The organism is Acidobacteriaceae bacterium, assembly GCA_028283655.1.
GTDB lineage: Bacteria > Acidobacteriota > Terriglobia > Terriglobales > Acidobacteriaceae > Granulicella.
The window spans coordinates 1,756,585-1,778,833 of the sequence record JAPWKE010000003.1; the positions used below are offsets into that span (position 1 = coordinate 1,756,585).

The 22,249-nt window shown below is 55.6% G+C and carries 24 protein-coding genes; 7 read left to right on the forward strand and 17 right to left on the reverse strand.

Going from position 1 to position 22,249, the window contains the following annotated elements; genetic code table 11:
* The first annotated feature begins 754 nt into the window (after positions 1-754).
* A complete protein-coding gene (locus PW792_10205; GenBank protein ID MDE1162301.1) occupies positions 755-2,329 on the forward strand; it encodes a tyrosine-type recombinase/integrase in 1,575 nt (524 codons plus the stop codon).
* 423 nt (positions 2,330-2,752) lie between these two features.
* On the opposite strand, the gene PW792_10210 is transcribed toward PW792_10205, so the two are convergent.
* From PW792_10210 to PW792_10220, 3 genes are read right to left on the reverse strand one after another with little or no spacing between them, the layout of a single operon-like run.
* On the reverse strand, positions 2,753-4,813 hold the full coding sequence (locus PW792_10210) for an AAA family ATPase (protein MDE1162302.1): 2,061 nt from the start codon (positions 4,811-4,813) through the stop codon (positions 2,753-2,755).
* A gap of 2 nt (positions 4,814-4,815) precedes the next feature.
* On the reverse strand, positions 4,816-5,241 hold the full coding sequence (locus PW792_10215; protein MDE1162303.1) for a hypothetical protein: 426 nt from the start codon (positions 5,239-5,241) through the stop codon (positions 4,816-4,818).
* 29 nt (positions 5,242-5,270) lie between these two features.
* Positions 5,271-5,486, reverse strand: coding sequence for an excisionase family DNA-binding protein (locus PW792_10220; GenBank protein MDE1162304.1), 216 nt, complete (start codon positions 5,484-5,486; stop codon positions 5,271-5,273).
* A gap of 130 nt (positions 5,487-5,616) precedes the next feature.
* Here PW792_10220 and PW792_10225 point away from each other — a divergent pair, with 130 nt between their 5' ends.
* Positions 5,617-6,117, forward strand: a complete 501-nt coding sequence (locus PW792_10225; GenBank protein MDE1162305.1) for a hypothetical protein — start codon at positions 5,617-5,619, stop codon at positions 6,115-6,117.
* Positions 6,114-6,671, forward strand: coding sequence for a hypothetical protein (locus PW792_10230; protein MDE1162306.1), 558 nt, complete (start codon positions 6,114-6,116; stop codon positions 6,669-6,671). Before PW792_10225 ends, PW792_10230 begins: the two co-directional genes overlap by 4 nt.
* Here PW792_10230 and PW792_10235 read toward each other — a convergent pair.
* From PW792_10235 to PW792_10255, 5 genes are all read right to left on the reverse strand, one after another.
* Positions 6,658-8,031: a terminase family protein gene (locus tag PW792_10235; GenBank protein MDE1162307.1), complete on the reverse strand. Its 1,374-nt coding sequence runs from the start codon at positions 8,029-8,031 to the stop codon at positions 6,658-6,660. The two genes, PW792_10230 and PW792_10235, sit on opposite strands and share 14 nt — an antisense overlap.
* Complete coding sequence (locus PW792_10240) at positions 7,991-8,431, reverse strand: hypothetical protein (protein MDE1162308.1); 441 nt, start codon at positions 8,429-8,431, stop codon at positions 7,991-7,993. Before PW792_10240 ends, PW792_10235 begins: the two co-directional genes overlap by 41 nt.
* Before the next feature lie 75 nt (positions 8,432-8,506).
* Complete coding sequence (locus PW792_10245) at positions 8,507-9,511, reverse strand: major capsid protein (protein MDE1162309.1); 1,005 nt, start codon at positions 9,509-9,511, stop codon at positions 8,507-8,509.
* A 176-nt stretch (positions 9,512-9,687) separates the two neighbouring features.
* Entirely contained in the window at positions 9,688-9,990 is a 303-nt protein-coding gene (locus tag PW792_10250; GenBank protein MDE1162310.1) for a hypothetical protein, read from the reverse strand.
* Positions 9,991-10,377: 387 nt separating this feature from the next.
* Positions 10,378-10,626 (reverse strand): barstar family protein, encoded by a 249-nt coding sequence (locus PW792_10255; GenBank protein ID MDE1162311.1) that lies wholly within the window; start codon positions 10,624-10,626, stop codon positions 10,378-10,380.
* 500 nt (positions 10,627-11,126) lie between these two features.
* On the opposite strand from PW792_10255, the gene PW792_10260 reads away from it, so the two are divergent.
* Together PW792_10260 and PW792_10265 are read left to right on the forward strand one after the other, a co-directional pair.
* Positions 11,127-12,383 carry an ImmA/IrrE family metallo-endopeptidase gene (locus PW792_10260; protein MDE1162312.1) on the forward strand — a complete coding sequence of 419 codons (1,257 nt, stop codon included), beginning with the start codon at positions 11,127-11,129 and terminating at the stop codon, positions 12,381-12,383.
* Positions 12,384-12,386: 3 nt separating this feature from the next.
* The gene (locus PW792_10265) at positions 12,387-12,875 is read left to right on the forward strand and encodes a DUF4411 family protein (GenBank protein ID MDE1162313.1); all 489 of its coding nucleotides are present in this window, start codon (positions 12,387-12,389) and stop codon (positions 12,873-12,875) included.
* 48 nt (positions 12,876-12,923) lie between these two features.
* Here PW792_10265 and PW792_10270 read toward each other — a convergent pair whose 3' ends face one another.
* Positions 12,924-13,199, reverse strand: coding sequence for a helix-turn-helix transcriptional regulator (locus tag PW792_10270; GenBank protein ID MDE1162314.1), 276 nt, complete (start codon positions 13,197-13,199; stop codon positions 12,924-12,926).
* A gap of 195 nt (positions 13,200-13,394) precedes the next feature.
* On the opposite strand from PW792_10270, the gene PW792_10275 reads away from it, so the two are divergent.
* The gene (locus tag PW792_10275; protein ID MDE1162315.1) at positions 13,395-13,652 is read left to right on the forward strand and encodes a hypothetical protein; all 258 of its coding nucleotides are present in this window, start codon (positions 13,395-13,397) and stop codon (positions 13,650-13,652) included.
* A gap of 10 nt (positions 13,653-13,662) precedes the next feature.
* On the opposite strand, the gene PW792_10280 is transcribed toward PW792_10275, so the two are convergent.
* From PW792_10280 to PW792_10290, 3 genes are all read right to left on the reverse strand, one after another.
* The gene (locus PW792_10280; GenBank protein MDE1162316.1) at positions 13,663-13,917 is read right to left on the reverse strand and encodes a LysR family transcriptional regulator; all 255 of its coding nucleotides are present in this window, start codon (positions 13,915-13,917) and stop codon (positions 13,663-13,665) included.
* 209 nt (positions 13,918-14,126) lie between these two features.
* On the reverse strand, positions 14,127-14,963 hold the full coding sequence (locus tag PW792_10285; protein MDE1162317.1) for an alpha/beta hydrolase: 837 nt from the start codon (positions 14,961-14,963) through the stop codon (positions 14,127-14,129).
* Between the two features lie 191 nt (positions 14,964-15,154).
* On the reverse strand, positions 15,155-16,057 hold the full coding sequence (locus PW792_10290; protein ID MDE1162318.1) for an NmrA family NAD(P)-binding protein: 903 nt from the start codon (positions 16,055-16,057) through the stop codon (positions 15,155-15,157).
* Positions 16,058-16,178: 121 nt separating this feature from the next.
* Here PW792_10290 and PW792_10295 point away from each other — a divergent pair, with 121 nt between their 5' ends.
* The gene (locus PW792_10295; protein ID MDE1162319.1) at positions 16,179-16,574 is read left to right on the forward strand and encodes a hypothetical protein; all 396 of its coding nucleotides are present in this window, start codon (positions 16,179-16,181) and stop codon (positions 16,572-16,574) included.
* Between the two features lie 124 nt (positions 16,575-16,698).
* Here PW792_10295 and PW792_10300 read toward each other — a convergent pair whose 3' ends face one another.
* From PW792_10300 to PW792_10320, 5 genes are all read right to left on the reverse strand, one after another.
* Positions 16,699-17,697, reverse strand: coding sequence for an alpha/beta hydrolase (locus tag PW792_10300; GenBank protein ID MDE1162320.1), 999 nt, complete (start codon positions 17,695-17,697; stop codon positions 16,699-16,701).
* A 12-nt stretch (positions 17,698-17,709) separates the two neighbouring features.
* Complete coding sequence (locus tag PW792_10305; protein MDE1162321.1) at positions 17,710-18,321, reverse strand: TetR/AcrR family transcriptional regulator; 612 nt, start codon at positions 18,319-18,321, stop codon at positions 17,710-17,712.
* A gap of 97 nt (positions 18,322-18,418) precedes the next feature.
* A complete protein-coding gene (locus PW792_10310; GenBank protein MDE1162322.1) occupies positions 18,419-19,159 on the reverse strand; it encodes an SDR family oxidoreductase in 741 nt (246 codons plus the stop codon).
* Positions 19,160-19,343: 184 nt separating this feature from the next.
* Complete coding sequence (locus PW792_10315; GenBank protein ID MDE1162323.1) at positions 19,344-20,963, reverse strand: DHA2 family efflux MFS transporter permease subunit; 1,620 nt, start codon at positions 20,961-20,963, stop codon at positions 19,344-19,346.
* A 32-nt stretch (positions 20,964-20,995) separates the two neighbouring features.
* Positions 20,996-22,228, reverse strand: a complete 1,233-nt coding sequence (locus PW792_10320) for an HlyD family secretion protein (protein ID MDE1162324.1) — start codon at positions 22,226-22,228, stop codon at positions 20,996-20,998.
* Between the last annotated feature and the right edge of the window lie 21 nt (positions 22,229-22,249).

The following is a 22,249-nucleotide window of genomic DNA, read 5'->3' on the forward strand; positions in this document are numbered from 1 at the left end:
GAATAGAAATTGTGCGAAAGAGAGAGGGGTTATAGCGACATGGTTTTGCGGCGAACGGTAGAAAGAGGGCAATCAGCCTGCCGTGATCGTGAGCGCGATTGCTGCTTCGCAGGAGAAGCCGCCCATCGTGGCGCGCCACGATGTCTGAGGATATCCAAAGCCCAAGCCCCGAACCACCGATTCCCTTCGTCGTGTAGAACGCTTAAAAGACCTGCTCTTTGACTTAGCACTCATTCCTACCCGTATCCGCGACGGTGAGTATTCGACCTTTGCGCTCCGTACGCCAAGACAAAACGAACGAAACGTGGAAAACTAGTATGCCCCTCAGATCACGATATGCGGGCAGACCCCGATTCGTTGGTTATGCTCGCACGGCGAGAGCTAGATGCCATTCTTGAACGGGTCCGCGATTATCCATGCCCAGTCATAAAAGCCGACGGCCGCCGCAATGAGCAGTGCCAAGAACCACCATAGCCATCAGTTTGGCGTCGCATCCACCAATCATAGCGCTGGTGCTACGCATGGCTAACCGCGCGTTATCCGGGTATCTCCATGTGTCCTAGAATGCTCGCGTACCGAAGGCCGGGGGCGCGCTGGTTTGTGGGAATCCTCGGGGTACGGGTGTTTAATGGCGGAGCCTGTTTCAACCCCAGCGCGCCATCGGCAGCGCGGGCCGTACCGGTGCCGTACAGAGTGGCTGTGCCATATCGCTACCGTTTAAAGTTGTTGATTTTGTTGTCATCCCAGACGGGATTTGAACCCGCGTTACCGCCGTGAAAGAATGATACGCAGCGCCAAAGGGGACATGCAACCAAGACCCAATAAAACGATATGGCGCAGTCAATACAAGCATTTGGAGCCATCTCAATGGTTTTTCACTTCCACTCGTTTTCGCTTGCATTCGCACCCCTATATTCGGTATCTATTCGGTACGGAGATTTCCCCAATGCCCCGAGTATCCGAACACTCTGCAACCGAACTAGGTAGCCGCACTGCCCGCCAGCGTCTTCCGATCCGTCGCAATCCGTACTTTGCTCATCTCGACAATGGCTTGTCGCTCGGCTATCGCCGCGCTTCGACCGGAGGAACATGGGTCGCCCGGCGCGTCTCTCAGTCGAAAGTCGAAGCTGGCGCTATCGGCAGCGCTCGCTACGAGGAACACGCGCTCGGAGCCGCGAACGATGCAATAGAGAGCGTCGGCATGAGCTTCCAGCAGGCCAAGAAGGAAGCAGAAGACTGGTTGGCCGGGGAAACCCTCAATGAAGCTCACGGAGTCGTCAGAGGCTCTTATTCGGTCGCTGAGGCGATGGAGGACTACCTAAAGGAACGCGAGCGCCAGAAGCGTAAGACGCTCTACTCCACGCGCGTCACGGTGAAGGCGCATATCCTGCCCACTCTGGGCAAGATTGAACTCTCGAAGCTCACGCATGGCCGGGTGAAGGCATGGCGCGATGCGCTGGCCGATGCCGCGCCGCGTGTCCGTAGTGGCTACAAGAAAGAGCGCGTCATGGTTTCGCGCAACGTCAAAGGCACGATCAAACGCCAATACCGCGAGCGCATCGTGCGTGATGAACACGGCAAGCCCATCCCGCTTGCTCCGTCATTCAAGGAATACGATCCGAGCGATATGGACGCTCTACGCAAAGGGCAAGCTACAGCCAACCGCATTCTTGCCATCCTCAAGGCCGGATTGAACCACGCTCACACGGAAACCAAGCGCGTGGCGACCAAGGCAGCATGGGAGACGGTCAAACCGTTCCGCAAGGTGGACGTGGCGAAGATTCGTTTCCTCACACAAGCGGAGATTAGAAGCCTGTTGGAGCATTGCGAACCGGCGGATTTCAAGCGTTTGGTGCAAGGTGCATTGTTGACAGGTTGCCGCTATGGTGAGCTTGCACGAATGCGTGTCTCTGACTTCGACGCGGTGAATCATACCGTGTTCGTAGCCATCAGCAAGAACGGTGAATCACGCCACGTTGAACTGAATGATGAAGGCATCGCGTTCTTCATCGCCCTAACGGATGGACGCGAACCGCGCGAACATCTCTTCATCAAGGACAACGGCAAAGCATGGGGTAAGTCGGAACAAAAGCCGCTGATGGATGCGGCTTGCGAAGCGGCTGGGCTGGAAGGCGTGACGTTTCATATCGTCCGTCATTCCTATGCGTCACACTTGGCGATGAACCTAACGCCCATGAGCGTGATTGCTCAACAGTTAGGACACAAGGACACGCGAGTCACAGAGAAGCACTACGCGCACTTGGGACGGGCATTTGTCCGTGACACCATCAGGACGAACTTGCCTAGCTTTGGCCTAAGCGCTTCATAGCCAGCGGTACGGGTATGTCCGCATATAGCAACTTCATATAGTGATGACAAAGCCATGCTTTCGAGCATGGCTTTTCTGCGTCTATACGCATTTGCAGAATCGCTGAAACGACAACAAAACGATTCCTGCCCATTGGGTCGTCATGCTTTTTACAGCGCGACCAATGCGGAAACGCGGCCCTCCCCCGGTTCCCACGATCCGAAGATGACACACGTTCTCTATTACCCTGTACCTTCAGCATCTTCGGTATCTTCGAACATACCCAAGCCTCGAAGATGCCCAAAAGAAGATACTCATAAAACCCCTTGTTATTTACGAAGATACTCAAGATAACTTGTAATACGGAAGCGTCTCAAAACGACCCCTCAGAGCAGCCTCGAAGATGCCCAAGCACGACCGCCCGGCCTGCGAAGATGCCCAACCTCACTGAATGTACGGAATCGCCGGAACAACCGGTATCTGCAATTTCAGCAGGTCATTAGGCAGTTGCCAATGCCAGCCACCGGCCATGCCATTCTTGCGTGGCTCAATGCCTAGCTTGTCCTTCGCACGTCGCAGCGTGTTTGCAGAGATGCTGTGAAGTTCTCGCGCATGTTCCATTAGCTCCCTCTGCGGGACAGGACCATGCGCCAGCGATTCGAGCAGGAAGCGTTCGGCCTTGCCCAGCTGCGTGTTGTCCTTCGATAGCCCTTCCTCGACCTCTGCCAGAATGGAGCGGGACGAACCTTCCAGCGCATCGCCCCAGACTATGCGCGATGCAGTGATCCCGTTAGCCAATGCCACCTGTTCGATGATGTAACTGAAGCCCCCTGTGTCTGGACTATTGTTCGACTTGGCGCGAGTGAATACACGCCTGTCAGAATCCTCTTCCTTTGCCGCTGCCCAAACCATGCGAGCGAACGCGGCGAACGCCTGCGAGCCAATCACACGATCCGCCGAGTTGCGGCCTGCCGTTCCCTTGGCGAAGTGCGTGATGCCGAGGACGGCGCAATTCATTTCGGCGGCGAAGTCCACAATCGTTTGCAATCCGCGTCGTACATCATTGGCTTTGTGCATGTCGCCTTGTACCGCCGTCACAATCGGGTCAATGATGAGAAGCGACACGCCGCCTATACTGGCAACTGCCGAGCGCAAGGCGTCAATGTCGCAGGATGGATCGAACGCTTGGCGCTGGCCATTCTCATCTACGGCACCAGAAATAATGCTGCAACGTGCGCTGTCTGCTCCCATCGCCATGAGGCGCGGCTTGATCGTGTCTGCCGGGTCATCCTCACTACTCCAGATGATTACGTTCCCGTGGCGATTGCACAGCGTTCCATCTGGCCACTGTCCAGCCGTCGCGATGGTCGCGGCGAGGCTAAACGCGATGGTCGATTTCCCTGTACCGCCGTCACCAGCCAAGAGTGTGAGCTTGCCTTTCGGCAGGTAACCATCCCATAGCCATTCGATTGGTTTGGCTTCGATCTCCGCCATGCTGGTGAGTTCTACGCCCCGTTTCGTCCTGGCCTTGTCCTTGCCCTGCTTCAATGGGACGGAATCAATGCCGCTCAGGTCGATCCCTGATCCTCCCTGCGACGGCAGAGCGCGAGGCTTGCCGATACCGGCATTGATCCCGCTTTTGATGGTGGCGCGTGTCTGCGCTTCGCCATGCTTCGATACATGGCCATTCGCAATGCTGGCTTCGAACAGCGCATTGGCTACGGCGGCAAGATCAAGCGAGCCATTACCGATGATCGTCCCCATGCTATGAGCGGCTGTGTTGAGTGCCGCGTTGCGACCATTGCCGGGTTTAAGCATAGACAATCTCGTTACTTCTGCCTGCAATGCGGCGCTGGCATACTCTCGGTCGCTATCGCTAATTTCGATCATGCCCGCTTTCTGTTCCTCAGACGCCGCAAGAGGCGTCGGGGGTATCGCGGCAACCTCTGCCCCCAGCAACGCAGCAGCGGACGCAACAAAGGCCGCTACAGCTTCAGGGGTGACGACCGGAGCCTTGGAAAGTGGGAACGTAGAAGGATCGTGTCCACCTTCCCATTCGTAAGGCACTCCGCTTGTATGGTTGCCGAAGGCCACGAACTGCTGACCGTAGCCAAGGATTTCGACCTTACCCATATCGCTATTGATCGTCTGCTTACGCGGCTCGCCCTCAGCCGCTCGGTATAGCAGCAAGCAACGCGCACTGTTAGCACGGGTGCGCCGTGGAGCTAGGCCGAGATGCTGACGCGCAAGCGTTAGGATGCTGGCGGCAATGGTTGGATCGTCTGCATCTATGTCCACGACGACCAAACCATCACACAAGATGCCGGTAGAGAGCGCCTGTGCATTTGGCCATTGATTAGCAGCTTCAGGAACGGGCTGACGCGCTCTCGCAACCCAACCCATTCCCATAGGCCGCTTGTCATCGGTAATGACAGCGATTGGACGAAAGCCGTTCGCCCAAAGCCGCTTTCGTAGTGTGTCTACAACAAAGGGACTGCTTGCCATGATTAGTGAACCATGTCCTTATCTGAAGTGCCTTGCTTCTGCCCAAGCTCGAACATCATCCACTCGCCAACGTCGATACCTTCGCGGCGAGATTGCTCTGTAAGCACCTGCCCGATTTCTTCATCGCTTGATAGCTTCTCGCTCCAAAAGCGTCTGCCACGGTAAACAGGGATTGCCAAATGGGTAGCAGCCAACACCTGAATGACTAGGACATGGAGAACGGGAACGCCCAACCATTCGCCAATGCTCAGTTGCAAGTCGAACTCATCGGGGATCGCTTCGCGCAGATGCAGACGGCGGCGCGGGTTGGCTTTGAAGAACTCGGCATCACGCCGTTGTGCTTCGCGGTTTTGCTTGCTGGGCGAATCAACGCGCAGTGCGTTCAGGCTGAAGAGCGGGGGGCAGAGTTTATAAACGTCGTCAATCATGGCGTGTCCTTATGAGTGGTCTGGTGTAGTTACTGCTTGGCTGTGAGTTGTCCGGTTGGTTGGCTGGTTATGAAGTTCCGCAAACTGGCGTAGTCCACTAACCGGCGTTTGCCGAGTTTGTAAGAAGCCACGCTTCCATCTGCCAGCAATTCATAGAAGAATGTCTGGCCGATGCCCGTTAGCTTCAATGCCTCTTCAACCGTGATGGTTATTGGCGTTTTGATATGGCTTGCTAGGTGATTCATGCTGTAACTCCGTAGGGTTTCGAGTCCGTCCGTAGAGGACTTGGGCGACGGTAACGGCACCCTCAAAATATGTCAACATTTTTCTTGCAGAAAATTTGCACTTGGGTTATTTTGCAGTCGGGAGATACCGATGAAAGAGAACAGCACCAAGCCAACACGCTCAGAAAACCTCAACATCCGCTTTGAACCAAGGCTTCGCTACTTAGCAGGGATCGCAGCACGGCAAGAGCGCCGAACGCTCTCAAACCTGATTGAAGCCGCCGTTGCCACCCATCTCGATTCAGTTCGCATTGCCGGAGGCGGCAAGCAAGTCGCACTCATGGATATAGCTAAGGAACTGTGGTCGATCCATGAGGCCGAACGCTTCATCGCGCTTGCAGAGAGGCTTCCGTTCCTTCTGACCTTCGAAGAAGAAGAGCTATTCGAGTTGATTCAGCAGAGCAAGGAATATCAAAGCGGCGATTACGCGGGTGTACAAAACCGCTTCGCAACGTTGCAGGAACAGGCAGCGAAGAACGCCGCGAACAAACCCACAGTGTCCGTCGGCGGTTTTCCGTACCGTGGCGGTCGCATAGACGGCAGCATCCCCGAAGCAATCACCCAACCTAAGCGAAAGAAGGCGACGAAATGAGCCAACAGACAGAACCAACCATCGAGAGCTTGCAAGCTGAATTGACCAAGCTCCGCGAAACCAACGCGGACTTGCTCCGTGCCAAGCATGAGCGTGGCGAGAAGATAAAGGCGCTAGTCGCTGAACTCGACACAAGCAAGGCCAGCCTTACGACCGCACAGGCGACCATCCACGAGATGACGGTCGGCCTTCCATTGAAAGAGTTGGCTTCTGAGTCCAGTGCAACTCCCGGCCTTTGGCTTTCAGCGTTCAACGCTGCGTTCAAGGCCGAAATGAAGGATGGGCGTCTGGTATTGCTCAATCAAGCTGGTGAGCCAGTACAGGCCAAGGATGGGAAGGAAGTCACGCCGGAATGGTCGAGTCTGAGCAAGCATCTTGCTACTTCTGACGATGCTTCTCTGAAGGAACTAGCGTCAATCACTCGCATCAGCAAAGCCTCTGGCGGGGGCGCGGGGAGCACAGGACACTCGACGAGCCACCAGAGCGCAGCGGACGCGCCACAAGCCCCTGCGAAGCCCGCGATGAGCTTCGGGCTTCGCTCTACCAACCGCTGAAACTCACCGCCACTTCACGCGCTATGGTCTGCCCCAAGATTCCGTAGCGCGTGGCGTCGGCGGCATGATCCGGCGCAGACGAATCCAAATCTTCAACTCGCTTTATGTCATACGGCAGGCTAGGAACAGTTTGCCACCAATACCTGCAAGCTCGACTGATATACAAGCCGGGTTTATCGAGCTTGCCAGCATCGGCCAACAGCCGTTTCATCTTCAGCCAGCCTTGTATGCGGTCGCCTTTCTGGGCAGGTGTTAGGTATATGCCGGAAGCTCGGAACTCATCTGCGATGCTGCCTTTGGATGAACCTGTTTTAGCGAACATGGCATCGTCACCAAAGCCGTAGGGCGCACACTTCCATCTGTCACATATCTCGATCTTGATTGCCTCGGCAAGCTGGGTCGCGTTCCAGCCTAGACCTTGGCTCAGATTGCCGGGCTTGTTTGTTGCGAACTCATCTACCAAGATCAATGAACCGCGCGAGTACCACTTGCCCTCGTACATGTCGCCGGGGGAACGCGCGACTAGGTATGTAACGCTGGGTGCAGCGCTTCCAAAGTCATGCGCGATGTAACTTTCCCAGCCGTCGGGAAGCTCTTTCCAAGGATCTACGGCGTTTCGCTCTTCAGACAGGCAGCTTGCAAAATACGCGCCTCTGTTGATTGCCCAATCACCATCCACCCACGCTCTCAAAAGTTCTGGATCGTCCGGGCATGAACTTTCCAGTTGGTCGCGGTACTGCTTGCGGTCAATCATGTTGTTTGCTGAGAAGGTAGATGGACAGTAGACCCATTGCCGCTTGCTCTTGCTCTCTAGGAACGGTTCCCAAGGTGCTGCTTGGAAGACGTACCTTGCCGCTAGCCATGAATGGCCAGCGCCGCCGGGGTTTGCAGCAATCACCATGCGAATGGGTATTTTCTTATAGCCGCGCAGGTTTGAGCGCATCATGTCCAATAGCGAAGGGTCGCTATACTGGCCGGCTTCATCGACCATAAGCAAGGTGAAGCTGCGGCCTTGGTACTTGGTATAGTCTGCTGGCGTTTCAAGTTGGCCAAGCTCCATGTAACCGCCGTTCGGGAACCTCCAGACGTGTTCGGCAGCGTTGTACTTGGCAGCCGTTCCATAGACCATCCCAAATAGCTCGCGCGTCACCAACTCGAAATCGGCCAAGCCCTTGTAGCTCTTGCGAAGATAGAGAATTCTCGCGCGGTCGCCGTACTGCTCGACATGCCGAAGGGCTAGGTATGCGAGCGCCCAGCTTTTGCCACCGCCACGCCCACCGCCAAGGAACACGTCGAAGTCTTCCGGCACGGCCATCAGCCTAGCTTGGAAGTCGTTTAGCTGTAGCTCTTGCGTCTCCATCTTCGATGCTCCCTTCCATCGTGCCAACCACGACCCCGCTTGCCCTGTAATCCGTGGACTTCATCGCACCCGGCAGGTTGAACACGATGGCGACCTTGTTTGATTGGTCGCTTTGATCGCCTTCCCTGTAGCCATGCCGCGACTTGAGCAGGAAGATGGACGCCACGGTATCGCCCTTTTCAATCGCTCGCTTGTACAGAGCGTTATGCAGAGCCTGGCGCTCATCCTCACGCCCAGCGTTGAAAGACTCTTGCATTTCCCCGTCTTCTTCCATCCACCGATTCAGCGTAGGAAGCGACACGCCGAAGTGCTGCGCTACGCCTTGCTTTGTGAAGCCGCAAGCGGCGAGCGTTCGAACTTCTGCGCCTATGTTTCGCGGGGCTGGTTTGATGGCACCCATAACGATTGCTCCAAAATGAGGAAGAGCGCGGCCCCGCGCTCTCCCCCTAGTCCCGAGGACGGTCGGGAAACTTGCTTACTTGCTGATGAGGAAGGCCAGAGGAACGCTCTTGCGCTGGGCGACTACGCGCGTCCAGTGCGCTCCGTTGGCAAGCTCCGCGATGCTCGGGGAATCGCCAACAATCGCGTTGGCCGTTCCCGTTGCATCGCTCCATGCGAAGCCAAGCGGATGCAAACCGACATTGAACCGGCTATGCAGTACCGACTGGCCACCGCCGTTACCTGCTGCGGGAGCGCGCCAAAGCTCAGTGCCGAAGCCCGTTCGCGGTTCGCTGGCAGCAAAGCCAACCGCACCATAGCCAAGCAGGATCGTTGTGTAGACGCCATTGGCCGGGGTAAGCTCATCGTCTACGATGACGCCCATTCCCTTATAGGTGGCAATCTCCAACCCGTTCTCGCTCGGTTTGAAGAACTCGATATCATTGTTCTTCAGTGCTTGCGAATAGACATAGCTGTGCATGGCAATCGCTTTGAAGTCGCTCAGGCGGTCGCCCATAGTGATGGCCGTGTCAATGACAGCATCACCATTGAACTGCGCTGCTGCGCCTGCATTGCCGGAAATGTCCACGACCATATCGCCAGCGTTGTTCGCGACATTGTTGGCGAGTACGCCTTGCAAGCTCGCGATAAGGCGCTTGCTGAACTGACGATCCCAATAGGCCGAAACACGGTCTTGAATTCGTGCCAGCGCATCGCTGCCCGAAAGCTCGCTGGCAAGGCTCATTTCTGACCATGACTGGTGAAGGAAGGACTTGCGGACGTTCTGCTTGTTCGCCGTGACCTTCTGCGGGGTGCTGAGGATGGTTGGATCGTCGTTCGTGATGTCCGCTTCCGTGTCGGCAAGGTCTGCCCAGAAAGGCACGGTGAAGCTCTCGGCACCAGCTTGTAGCTGGGCTTCGATGGCTCCGTTGCGCGAGAGAACGCCGGACTGAAAAAGGGCTGTGTTCACCATGCTGTTCTCGACCTGATAGGCCGTGAACTCTGCGGGAACAACTACGTCAGCAATTTGTACTTGGGGCATAGCAAAACCTCGAATCAAAGTGATGGTTCTTGATCCGGGTATTGCCGACTGGCTCTAACCCGCTTCGCGACTGCGAAGGGTGACACATGGGAAGAATCGCGCGACCGCGCTCTGAGGAAGCTAACGCAGGTCGATTCGCCGTGCAAGCAAAATCAACCCGCGAAAGTATGCGGAAGCTATGACCACGGCATAACCGACCTTGAGACGCATTTGCAGCCATCTTCTACTCTTGGGCGCGTCCACTTGCCGTTCAAATACATGCCTTTGCTGATTTCGTACTTCTTGCCGTTCGCCGCACGATGGGCAGCGTCACGCTGCACGTCCGACTCAGAAGGGTTATGAGGATCGTTCATGCACGGAGCCGCGTACATCCAGATGGCGTGAGTGATGCCAAGAGAACCCCGCCGCTCTTGTTCAATCATGGCCGTAGCCTTGTCATTCAGAGACAAAGCAACCTGCCCGGCTTGCCCGCGTGTCATTCCAGCGATTTCCATTAGCGCTTTAGAAAGTAGGTGCAAATCTCTTCCCACAGAGACAGAGCGCAAAGCCGCCTGATAAATCGCTTCGACATGCTTCTTTGGCAAGCCGAGCGATTGAACGTTCTTTCGCAGGTCGCTTTTGACTGTCTCCGTCACCAATGCCGGGTCAAACGCAACCGTCGGGATGGCTTTGAGTTCCTTCCCAGAGTGCTGTTCTTCCGTCTTATTGCTGTCAGAAAATAGGCGTCGAAGCCAAGACACAGTTCATTCTCCCTTGAGAGTTCATCTCAAGATTCCCGCGTGTACCAAAAGCTCAGTGCGAGGACAGACGGAGAGCCGACCTCCAGCCTTCGCCAATTTACGAAAGCAGCGCACTCGATCAGCGCCTTATTGCGCCGGGCATCGAACAGCAAAGCTTGCCACGTTCGCCAACTCAAGCGTGAGAACCTTGCCGGGTTCACAATGAACGTTCGACATGCCATCTTCCGGGGCGTCGAGCGAAGTCATACAGTCGATCCAAGCGTCCATGTTCCTGCCATAGAACGCAGGGAAACCGAAGACTTGAGCAAACTCGCTATGAAACGACTCCCAATCTCGTATGTTCTTGCAGTCTAAGGAAACCTTTGCAATAGTCACTGCTCAAGCATAGCGTTTGCACGATATACGGGTATACCCCGATTGACTTGCTACGCTCGCACTGCGGGGTGGGGGTTACGCCGCTTTTGAGCCTGCTTTGGGGTGTACCGGGGGTTTCGATGGTGGAGTCTGTACGACCCCGCGTGAGCCATCCGAAACTCGATATTCGGTATGTGATTCGGTATGGACTAAATTCGATACGATTCGCACTCACAAGTTGTTGATTTTATTGGCGTCCCCGACGGGATTCGAACCCGTGTTACCGCCGTGAAAGGGACCCCGGACGCCGTAACCCATTGTAATCATTGGGCACGGTTGGCGTCCAACGGCAGTTTCGGAGCCCTGAGTAAGCTTTATCGAACCCTTATCGAACCCACGTTCGTGCCCTTCAGGACGGGGGTTCGTTGCTTTTTGAGGCGCTCGGTCGGAGATGACTCAGCCGCATAGAACCGAAGCTTCATATACTGGTTTTGACGGTATGGTTGTGCCGAAGATTCGATATGCGCCTTGAAGAACAAGTCAATCCGGCGATCCTTGTATGGGCACGTGAGTCTGCGGGCCTAGACGTGCAGGATGCTGCGAAGAAGCTCGCACTCGGCGATTCCAAGGAGGCGAGCGGGACGGACAAGCTCCTCGAGCTGGAACGTGGCGCCCGGCGTCCTACGCGAACGCAGCTCAACAAAATAGCGAAAATCTATCGCCGCCCGCTCCTTGCGTTCTATATGGCTGAACCTCCGAAGAAAGCGCCTCGGGGTGAGGACTTCCGCTCGACCGGCAATGAAGTGAGCGCAAGGGACAATGCTCTTCTCGATGCGCTTCTCCGTGACCTCAAGGCTCGCCAGGAGATTGTCCGAGACCTCCTCGAAGACCTCGATGAAGCTGCGCCCAAAGCCTTCGTTGGTTCTTCTCGTCTCACGGAGAGCGCTCAGACGGTGGCAGATCGTGTGTCTGCTCTGCTTCACATCCCCCAAGTTCGTTCGAACTGGGGAACAACCCCGGACGAGTATTTCAAAAGGCTCCGTTCGGCGGTGGAGAGCGTGGGGGTCTTTGTACTGCTGACGGGCGATCTCGGCTCGCACCACTCGACCCTGACCGAAGACGTGTTCCGTGGTTTTGCCGTGGCCGATCCGGTTGCTCCGTTCATTGTCATCAACGATCACGACGCACGCACCGCCCGCTCCTTTACGCTTGTTCACGAACTCGTACATATCCTGCTGGGCCAGACCGGAGTAAGCGGTACTCCTGAGTCCGTGCGAGACAACTCCGACATCGGTCGTATCGAGCAATTTTGTAATGATGTTGCAGGACTCGTCCTGCTTCCGACGACATTTGCCGATCGGCGGCCCAGTGAACTGAACAACGGTACGACTCTTGCTGCGTCTCGCTACATCGAGACGGTCGCAAAGAACTGGCTTGTGAGTGAGCCGCTTGTCGCTTTTCGCCTGAAGCGTCTTGGCTGGATTTCAACCGGGACATATCGCGAACTCGCAACCATCTACGCTAAGCGGTGGGCTTCCGTTAAAGAAAGCACGCGGGCAGCGAATCAGCTCAAAGAAGGTGGTCCTAGCTATTACGTCGTGAAGCAGAGTCGACTCGGCGAAGCGCTTGTAGACGTCGTACGTCGGACGCTCCGAGAGAACCGCCTGACACATACACGGGCAGCGCGAGTTCTGGGAGTGAAGCCTTCATCTGTTGAACCGCTGATTCGACGCTATGAGAAGTCATCCCCAGGACTCGTCGCAATGGGGGCTCGCTAAACCTTGCTCTACCTGCTCGACGCAAACGTCCTAATCCGTGCCCACGAAGACTACTATCCAATCGATCGGATTCCCCAGTTCTGGACCTGGCTACAAGCTCAGGGAGACAGTGGCACAGTCAAAGTCCCATATGAGATTTATAACGAAATTGCGGTTTCTGTTGGTCTGCTCCATGATTGGCTCACGGATTCGAATGTCTCTGCGAGTATGCTGCTTCAGCAACAAACCAATCCCGTACATCTCAATTCTGTGATTGCCAACGGGTATGCGCCTGACCTCAATGACTCTGAAATCGAGGAGATTGGGCAAGATCCCTTCTTAATCGCATATGCATATGCCGATCCAAGTGGGATCACCGTTGTATCGCGCGAAGTATCGGCACCAAGCAAGCAGCGTGCGAACCGTCGCGTTCCAGATGTTTGCAAAGCCTTCGGAGTTCGTTGTCTCAGCGACTTCGAGTTCCTGCGGGAACTCAACTTCAAGATCGTCTGATTCCGGTGTCCGCCAAGCTCAAGTCAGCGGCTCGGCAGGTCCCTATCACTACCTAGGTGTCGGCAATTCAAAGCTCGCGAGCTTTTCGACTTCACGAATGAAGACTGACGGCTTGATCGAGAGCGAGCTGCAGATGTCGAAGATGCTTCTCAAAGATGGGTTGGTCTTCCCCAATTCAATAAGACTGATGAAGGCCCTTTCGTAGCCGGATTTAGCTGCAAGGGCTTCCTGGCTCATCTTCAGCCGTAACCGATGCTTCCGCAGCAATTGACCGAACGCCGCAGAAGGATCGAGCCCCGGATTGTTCTTTGAAGATGACGCCACACCTCACTGTGGCATCGCAAGTATATTACGCGCTGCTTATAATACTTGCGGAGCATGTGTCGTCCGTATGGGGCTGATGACATCAGCTCAGGCAATTGGGTATCCTGAGCCCGCTGAACATTCGGCCAGGCTGCCCAAAATCTATGCACGGACGGCCCGAAATCCCCTGGAGGGCTCGGGCGGAGAGCGAATCTGATGCAGGTGAAGCTAGTGATATTCCCAGCTGAGAATGGCCTGCACGTGGTCATTTGGGGAAAGTGGACGAAAGGGACGATGCGTGTTCGTCAGTTCGAGAACCGAACCGAGATGATTGCAACCCTGAACGCACTCGGGCTCGTTGGGCTGTCTGAAGGTGAAGCGCTGGAATCTTTCGTCTTCAATGACTCATGCCCGCTGTTCTCCGGCGAAGTTGACGAGGAGTCTCTTGCGGCCCACGGATTCGAGTCGGCCTAACCTCGTCGCCCTATTGCACAATCCGGTGATGCGACACCGCAGCTTCGCGAAAAGCTCTGATGAGAATCTGGCCCTCTTCTGTTAGCTCTATTCCTCTCTCCCTGGATGTGAAGATATGCAGGCAGAGCTGTGCCTCGAGCGCAGAGATTTGTTCCCGCAACTCGGCACACGAGATGTTCAACTTTTCAGCAGCTCGTGGATAGTCCAATTCGTCTGCAAGCACGACCGCAGCCCGCTTCAGTGTGATGGTGATGTATTCAGCCATGTTTGGCGCCCTCGACTTGAGTGATCTGCCGGGAGTTATCGGCGTCGCCTCCTGAAGTCCCCTGTTCTGAATGACAGTTCGAACCACCGGTCCCTTGTACCGGCTCGGCAATGAAGCTCATCCCGCTTGATGAAAACGTTGACATATGACTGTGGCTGCAAGCCGCGCGCTTCACCGCGAGCTTGCAGCCTTTCACCTTAAGCCAGCGGCTAGGCCCGAATATCTTCTGCGGAGAGCATGGCGTTTGCTACCGCTTCAGGATCATCGATCTGTGGCCAGTGTCCAGCAGGTAGCGTTACGAGTGAAGAGTGAGGCAGCTTGGACAGCAAATCCTGTGCCACTTCAATATTGAGGTAAGGATCAAACTGCCCCCAGATGAGGCGGAAGGGCACAGCCAATCCCTGTACGGACGCCAGGCGCTCGTCGTTGCGCTTCACCTCAGCAAAGACCGCTGCTGTCATCGTTGCAAAAGCGGGACCTGCGCTTTCCTTTTGCATGAAGTTCTCAGCGACGATCGGCATCAGTGATTTATCGAAGTGAGCTGCCTGAGCGGTTGGCAGGTGCGCCTTGAATTGTTTGCCTTGAAAGTCAAGAAGCCATCCCATCTGTGCTGGGTCCGACAGGATAGCGCGAGAGAGGCCAGACAGGCTTCCGGTCGCAAACAACTCGATCAGTTCCGGGAGCCTGAGAGTAGGTGCGCTGCCATAGAAGCAGTTCAACAGATAAACCTCGGCGACCCGTTCCGGGTAGTTTAGGGCAAAGTTGATCGCCACGGAGCCGCCTGCATCGTGGCCTACGGGAATGATCTTGTCCAAGCCAAGAGCATCCGCTAATGCCTTGACATCTGCCATTTGCTGATCGAAACTGTACTCCATCTTTGGGGACTTGTCTGAGCCGCCAAAACCGAAGAAGTCGAATGTGACGACTCTCTTTCCGGCTTCTGCCATGAGTGGAGCCCACTCGTCGAAGATGTGAAGGTTGTCGGGGAATCCGTGAAGGCCAACGTAGGCTTCACCTTCGCCTCCATAGTCTCTGACGTTTAGCATTCCCTTTTCCTGCTGGATACGGTGTTCACGGTATTTCATGTGCTCTCCTCTTCCGTTGCCTTATTCAGGCGGCTTACTTCGTAGTTAGGAGTGGCCTAGCTTGTCGATGCCATACCACTGCGGAACTTTTGTTTGAGAGATCGGGACGTTTCAGAACGAAACGCTCCAACTCGACTCGCACACTTCTACGGTTACCGCTTCAGAGAAGCAATGTTTTGTCGAAGAAACTCTGGAAGGCTGATGGGGGCTTTCCCTGTGATGCGCTCCACGACGTTATCCGTACCGGCAAAGATGCCGTTCTGGTGGTCAACAGCGATCTCCTGAAAGTGCTGCCAGAGAGTGTCATCGGCACGCTTTTCTAGCGTGCCTTCGTGTTCTCCAGCCGCGGCTCCGGTTGCCAACGCCTTAAGGTGGAATGCATCAATCTGCCGATACTCCAGCGGCTGGCCAAGCACCTTACCGATCTCTGCGGTGATTTCGGCAAACGTGTACTCCTTCTCTCCGTAGAGCGGATAGACTTTGCCCAGATGCTCAGCCGGCTTGAGCAGTATTTCCGTAATCACTCGCGCCTGATCTTCGGCTGCAATGGGCGCGTGTCGACCTGTGCCAAATGGCAACGCAAGAACTCCCGTTTTGATCTGCTTCGCCCAGTACAGTGCCCATTCCGCAAAAAGCGTGGGGCGCAAATGAGTCACAGGAATCGCAGACCAGTTGAACACTTGTTCTGCGATCCAATGATCCTGAGCCGCGTGACTTTTAGCCTCTCTACGCGCAGACAGCTGAGACATGTTCACAACAACCTTGAGATTGACTTCCTTTGCTGCTTGAGCAAAATAGGAAGTCACTTGCAGGATGCCAGGCAGGATAGGATAGACGAAGTAGGCACCGTCTACTCCGTCAAGCGCCGAGCGCACCGATGCAAAATCGAGAAGGTTGCCGACGACGACCTCGGCCCCGAGGCTATGCAGCGCTTCCGAGCGCTCGTCCTCACGATGAACGAACGCCCTGACGGAGGCGCCGCGCTCCAAGAGATTGCGAACGGTTGCGCGTCCAGTGGATCCAGTCGAACCAGTGACAAGAAAGGTTTGCTTCATTGCGATACCTCGATTTCTTTCTACAAACAATCAGTAGTGTTGGCGTATGCATATACGCTAAAATCTGTCTGGGACAGTCCGTCTGCAGCTTGCCAGGACATGCTTCCCATGGAGGAGCATCATGCGACGAGTGTTCTTAGGTTTGGCTCTGGCCCTTCTACCAATGAGTTCCGTAAATGCCTCTGGTCAAAGTCCAGCGAATTTGCCTTCTGTACCGACGACCAAAGTTCTTGCCCTCGGTAAGTTGAGCGCGCCTCTGACCGAAGATCAGCGGAAAGGCATCATGACGCGTGAAGTGCCTGACACCGTCCGACTCTATCTGGCTGGCAAGATCGATCAATGGTATGTTCGAACCGATGGTCGTGGCGTTGTCTTCCTCCTTAATGTTTCCTCTGTGGATGAAGCTCGAACCCTGTTGGAGCGGCTTCCTTTGGGACAGGCGAAGCTGATGTCTTTCGACCTCATTCCATTGGGACCTCTTAGCCCTCTCGCGCTTCTGTTGAAAGAACGGCAGTAGCCCCGCTGTTCATATGGAGGAAGCTTCTCTTTTACGATCTGCTCCGATACCATCCATCCGTTAGCCGTCAACCGTGATATCGGCGTGACCGGAGTCCAGACCTTCTGAACTCCGATGCGGTTTGTCAGTAAGCTGCGGACTCCGACTTCGACGCCAGAAAGAGATTTGCCTGGCGTGCGAAGGCTTCGTGCCACTGAAAGATGGCACCGTGACCGGAATCCGGGTAGACGAGCAATGTAGCGTCAGGCAGGTTCTCCACGAGCGCATACGAGTTCTTAATTGCGATGAGCTGATCGTCCACGCCGTTCACAACCAATGTCGGCTGTTGAATTGCTTTGAGTTCTGCAAAGCGTTCGCCATGGGGTTGATCCCACTCGCGGAAAGCCGCCATCTGAGCCTGCGCGATCTCTGGACCAGAGACGGGATCGCGATCTGCTCCGCGAAGCATCAGACGATCGATGAAGGCCTGGCCTGCGGCTTGGCTCTTCGCTGAAGGGGTGAAAAAGATCTTCTGGAGGATTTGGTAACCCTTCAGATTCGGATCTTGGAAGTACTTACCGACAGATGGTTTGTCGAGCCGCATTACGTCTTCGCCGCCGCGCGGCGAGGTACCTGCAAGAATGATCTTGCGAAAGACTGTCGGACGATCAAGCACCATCTGCTGCGCGACTGCTCCGCCCAGAGAGAAGCCAAGCACGTCGCAACTAGGGATCTGCAGTGCATCGAGAAAAGCAAGAGCGTGCTGTGCCATAGCCGCGACTGTCGTCGGCACACTTCCGCTCGACTTTCCGATCCCAGCGTTGTCGAAGAGAATCACGTCATGCTCAGTAGCCAATGCAGAGGTGAGTGCTGGGTCCCAGTTATCAAGCGTGCCGATGAAGTGTTGCAGCAACAGGAGCGGAATACCGCCCTTCTTTCCAAATCGACGGTAGGCGTACTTCTCCTTGGATGTCTGAGCGAAGAGGGTAGGCGATGTGACAGCTTGCCCCTTGGGGTCCAAATCCTGCCTTTGCTGGCCGACGGCCATAGCTTCCGCGACCGCAGGCTGTAGTCCTATTGTTGCCGTGGCCGAGAGTATCGCGGCGGCGCCGGTAGTTGTGAGAAAAGTTCTCCGAGTCTGCATTGTGTTTCTCCTCTAATTCTGAACAACGCTGCGGTCTTCAGCCGCAGGAACCAATTGCTTGAGGGTGATGGCCATATGGTCTGCCGCCTTTTCGAGATACCGCCCAGCGGCGTCTATACGTTCCAATGCCATTGCCCCTTCAAGCAGTGACATCAGTACGGCAGTGACACCGTCCGGGTCGAACTCCGCTTTGAGCTCCCCGCGCTTCTGTCCCTCGCGAAGTTCCCGTTGCAGATACGCTCTCCATCCGACAAGCGCCTGATTAGCTTTTCCAAGCAATGCCTGATTCCCGTCGTCAGCGTCGATGATCGTGTTCATCAAGGGACAGCCTCCGGGCAATGGTGTATGCGTCGTAAAGTTCCGGACATGCAGGAGTAGCCTGTCGATCACTCCAGGCAATGCCTCTACACCCTCTAACCGATCACGCACTGTTTCTCCCCACGCGTGGTCGAAGGCCGCTAACGAAAGCTCTTCTTTGGAATGAAAGTGTCCGTACAGGGTCCCTTTCTCAAGGCCGGTTGCTGCACCAATGTCCTGCATGGAACAGCCGTCGAAGCCCTTTTGGTTGAACAAAGTGGCTGCTTTGGCGATGATGCGCTCTCGGGTTTGTGTTCCTTTGCTCATGACGACGCCCCGTGAATAGACTTGACCCCTTGGCACGGCGACCAACATTTTGTTCGCAGTCGCCGTGCCCATCGCATCGTGTTGTCTTAAGCCGCTTCTACCAAGGCAGTTCGGAACCAGCGTGGATGAACTTGCCTGTCGGACCGTCAGGTCCAAGCAATGCGAGATCGACACTCGTCTTTGCGCCCTCCGACACCTCAAGCTGCGCGTGCTGCGTACCGAGGTCCGTCTTCACCCAACCTGGGTGCGCTGAGTTCACCTTGATGTTCGAATCTTTCAGCTCCGCTGCGAGGTGAATCGTGAACGCATTTACAGCGGTCTTCGATGCGTTATAGGCAAACGCCTTCATCGGAGCGATGGGACTGTTTGGTGCTGCCTGGAGCGTCAGCGAACCGAGAATGCTCGACACATTGACGATGCGGCCTGCTTCGCTCTTCTTCAACAGTGGCAACAGTTCGCGCGTGACGGCGACGACCGACAGGACATTGGTGCGGAACACGTTCTGGAATTCCTGATCGGTCGTACTGCTGGTGTGCGGATTGAGAATGCCACCTTCTCCACCCACGCCGGCGTTATTAATCAGGATGTCGAGTGCGCCAAACTTCTCTGCAATAAAGCTCGCCGCCGCTTTGCGGTCTGCTTCACTGTTCACATCGAAAGCCAAGGGCAAAGCTTCGATTCCTTCGGCGGTAAGCGTTGCGGCAGCGGCCTGTGCGGCCTTCAGCTCCCTGGCTCCCACCAGTACAAGTACGCCTTTTTGTCCAAGCTGCCGGGCCGTCTCGAACCCAATTCCACGATTAGCACCTGAGATCAGTGCAACTTTCTTTTGCGTCGGCATGTTTTGTGCCCTCCTGGATACTTAGAGCACGGTCATACGCTAAACGGTTCATATTTTTCGACCGATCGGAATTTTTTTGCAAGTTCCCCGAGCGAGCGCTGTCCAACAAGGCATTGATTCTGATCTGCGCGTCGGACTCACTTCTCCTGTGAATCACTGAACTTCGCATGAGACTAGCGCAGTGCTAGTGTCCTGCTGAGGGAGCTCCACTCGCCGTGAACTTCCGGATAAGGATCGCCACGGGAATCATGCCGACCGTCACCCAGGCAAACACGCGGAAGCAATCCATGAAGGCCAGGAATTGACTCTGCTGTAGAAGCTCACGGTAAACCACACCGAGGGATGCAGGACCCGCATCCGCACTGGTGAGGCCAAAGTGCATCAGCCGATCAATCACCGTCGTAGAGCCGTCATGGATAGCGTGGGAACTATCACCCAGCCTCGATCCAAGATTGAGTTGATGCAGGTTGGCCCGACGCTCTGCTGCCGTCGTCACGAACGCGATGCCAAAGCTGCCTCCCCAATTTCTGAAGAGATTCGTAAGGCTCGAAGCCTTATTGTTCTGATCCGGTTTGAGCTGCGAATACGCGATCATGTTGACGGGCACGAGGAAAAGACCATAGCCAAGTCCCTGCAACGCACGAATCCATCCATAGTGTGCCCCATTTGTATCGAGATTCATGTCGCTGTAGATGAACATTGCGGCGGCGATGAAGACCAAGCTCGCTAGCAACAGGGTCTTCGCCGTGATGAGATGCCGTTGTAAGAGCTGCGCCGAGATGGGTGCGAGCAAGGTAATTACCAGTGCACCGGGACCAAGTACGAGTCCGGCGTCCACTGCTCGATAGCCGTAGAGGGACTGGAGCAACTGTGGGATAAGAGTGGTCGAGCCGAAAAGTCCGACCCCAAAGACAAAGAACAAACCGCTGGCGATGGCGAAGTTCGGACTCTTGAGAACCCGAAAGTCGATGATGGGTTCGTCAATGTAAAGCTCCCATAAGACTGTCCCAATCCAACCAGTCACCGCGATAAGGATCATCGTGGTGATGAAACGGCTGCCGAACCAATCGTCGATCTGCCCACGGTCCAGAGAAACTTCAAGAGCACCGGAGGCCAAAGTGATGAGCACGATGCCAATCGTGTCGATCGACATCTTTCCTGCAGCCTTGGCCTCTAGGCGTTCCGCCGTGTAGGCCCCCGGATCATGAATCAGCTTATTGGAGAGGTAAAGCGACAGCAGACCCACAGGAACGTTGATGAAGAAGATCCATCGCCATGTGTAGTTGTCTGTGATCCAACCACCGAGTACGGGACCAACGGCTGGGGCTGTCACGATTACCACTGTGAAGACAGCAAACGCCGCGGCGCGTTTTGCTGGTGGAAAGGTGTCTACGAGGATCGACTGTGCAACTGGAGCAAGTCCGCCTCCGCCGATGCCTTGGATGATTCTCCAGAAGAGCATGAAACCAAGAGAAGGGGCCAGCCCACAGAAGAGCGAAGAGACGCTGAACATAATGACGCAAAGCAGGTAATACCGTTTACGTCCCATCAAGCGGCTCAGCCATGCGGTCATCGGCAGGACGACCGCGTTCGCCACGAGGTACGTAGTAAGAATCCACGTCACCTCGTCGTAGCTACGCCCGAGTCCGCCTCCGATGTACGGCAACGCGACGTTGGCAATAGAAGTATCGAGTAATTCCATGAACGCGGCGATCGTCACGGTGACCGCTATGAACCAAGGATTGATTACAGGGGCCGATGGCTGAGTGTCTTTCTCTGCCAGAGTTGCATTTGCGGACTCCATCAAAGTATCTCCTTCAGGCACGGACTGGCGTCCTAGCGCACACGGACGGTTGCTTCCACGGACATACCGGGACGGAGATTGTGTCCAGGGTCCTGACCTGGCTCGATGTGAATACGAATCGGAAAGCGTTGAACGATCTTTACGTAGTTACCGCTGGCGTTCTCAGGAGGAAACAAGCTGAAGAGCGGTCCAGAAGCCCCGGCCATGTCTTCGACCGTGCCGCTATAGTCATTACCGAACGTGTCGACGTGGATGGTCACATGCTGCCCTGGCTTCATCTCGCGAAGCTGCGTCTCTTTGAAATTCGCGGTGATCCAAATGTCGTCCACCGGCACTACGGTCAGCAGAGTTTGGCCGGGCTGGATGCGATGACCAAGCTCTACTGTCTTGTGCCCGACTACGCCGCTCACAGGCGCATAAATCTTGGTATAGCTCAGGTTCAGCTCAGCGGTCTGCTCGTCGGCTTTCGCCAGATCGAGCTCGCCCTGTGCGGCAGCGAGGCGCGCGCGGGCGTCAGAGGTCTGCTGCGGGGCAGTACGCGCGCTTGCGATCTGTGCGTCTCGCTGCGTGACAAGGCTCTGCTGCTGTGCAACCTTCTGCTCTGCGGCTGCGACTGCGGCCTGGTCGGCTGCCAGCGTCTGTGCACTGGCAGCGGCTTCGGTCGCACGCGCGTCGTAGAACGAACGAGAAATCTCACGCTTCTCTACCAGAGCTTCGTAGCGAACCCGGTCACGTTCCGCCCGGTCAGCAACAACTTTGTCCATGACGACCCGGTGCTGTGCTGCCGTGAGCTCGGCCTGGGCAGAAGAAACACTTGCGAGAGCTTCTTGCTTCGAGGCCTGGGCGAGATGGAGTTGGCTGAAGGCTGCCGCGTCTGTGATTGGAACTTGGAGGTTTGCAGCATCCACCTGAGCCTGCTTCGCTTCGACCACGGCCTTTGCGTGGGCCAACGCAGCTGCATAGTCACGCGGATCAAGTTCGATGAGCAGCGTACCAGCTGTCACCGTTCTGTCGTTCTCGATAGCCGGATTGACGTAGGTGACGGTGCCGGTTATGCGCGTGCTGAGTTGCGCGAAGTGTCCGTCTACCTGAGCATCGTCGGTGTCCTCAAATTGCCGTGCCCAGAGCCAATAGCCGAATGCGACCACGGCGATGATGACGAGAACCGCAATTCCCAATACTTTCTTGAAGGACTTCTTAGAGTTGCCTCCCTCATGGTCTATCGCTGCGGCCTGCGAGGAAGGAGTTGTCGTTGCTGTAACCATATCTGCCTCCAATAATGTCTA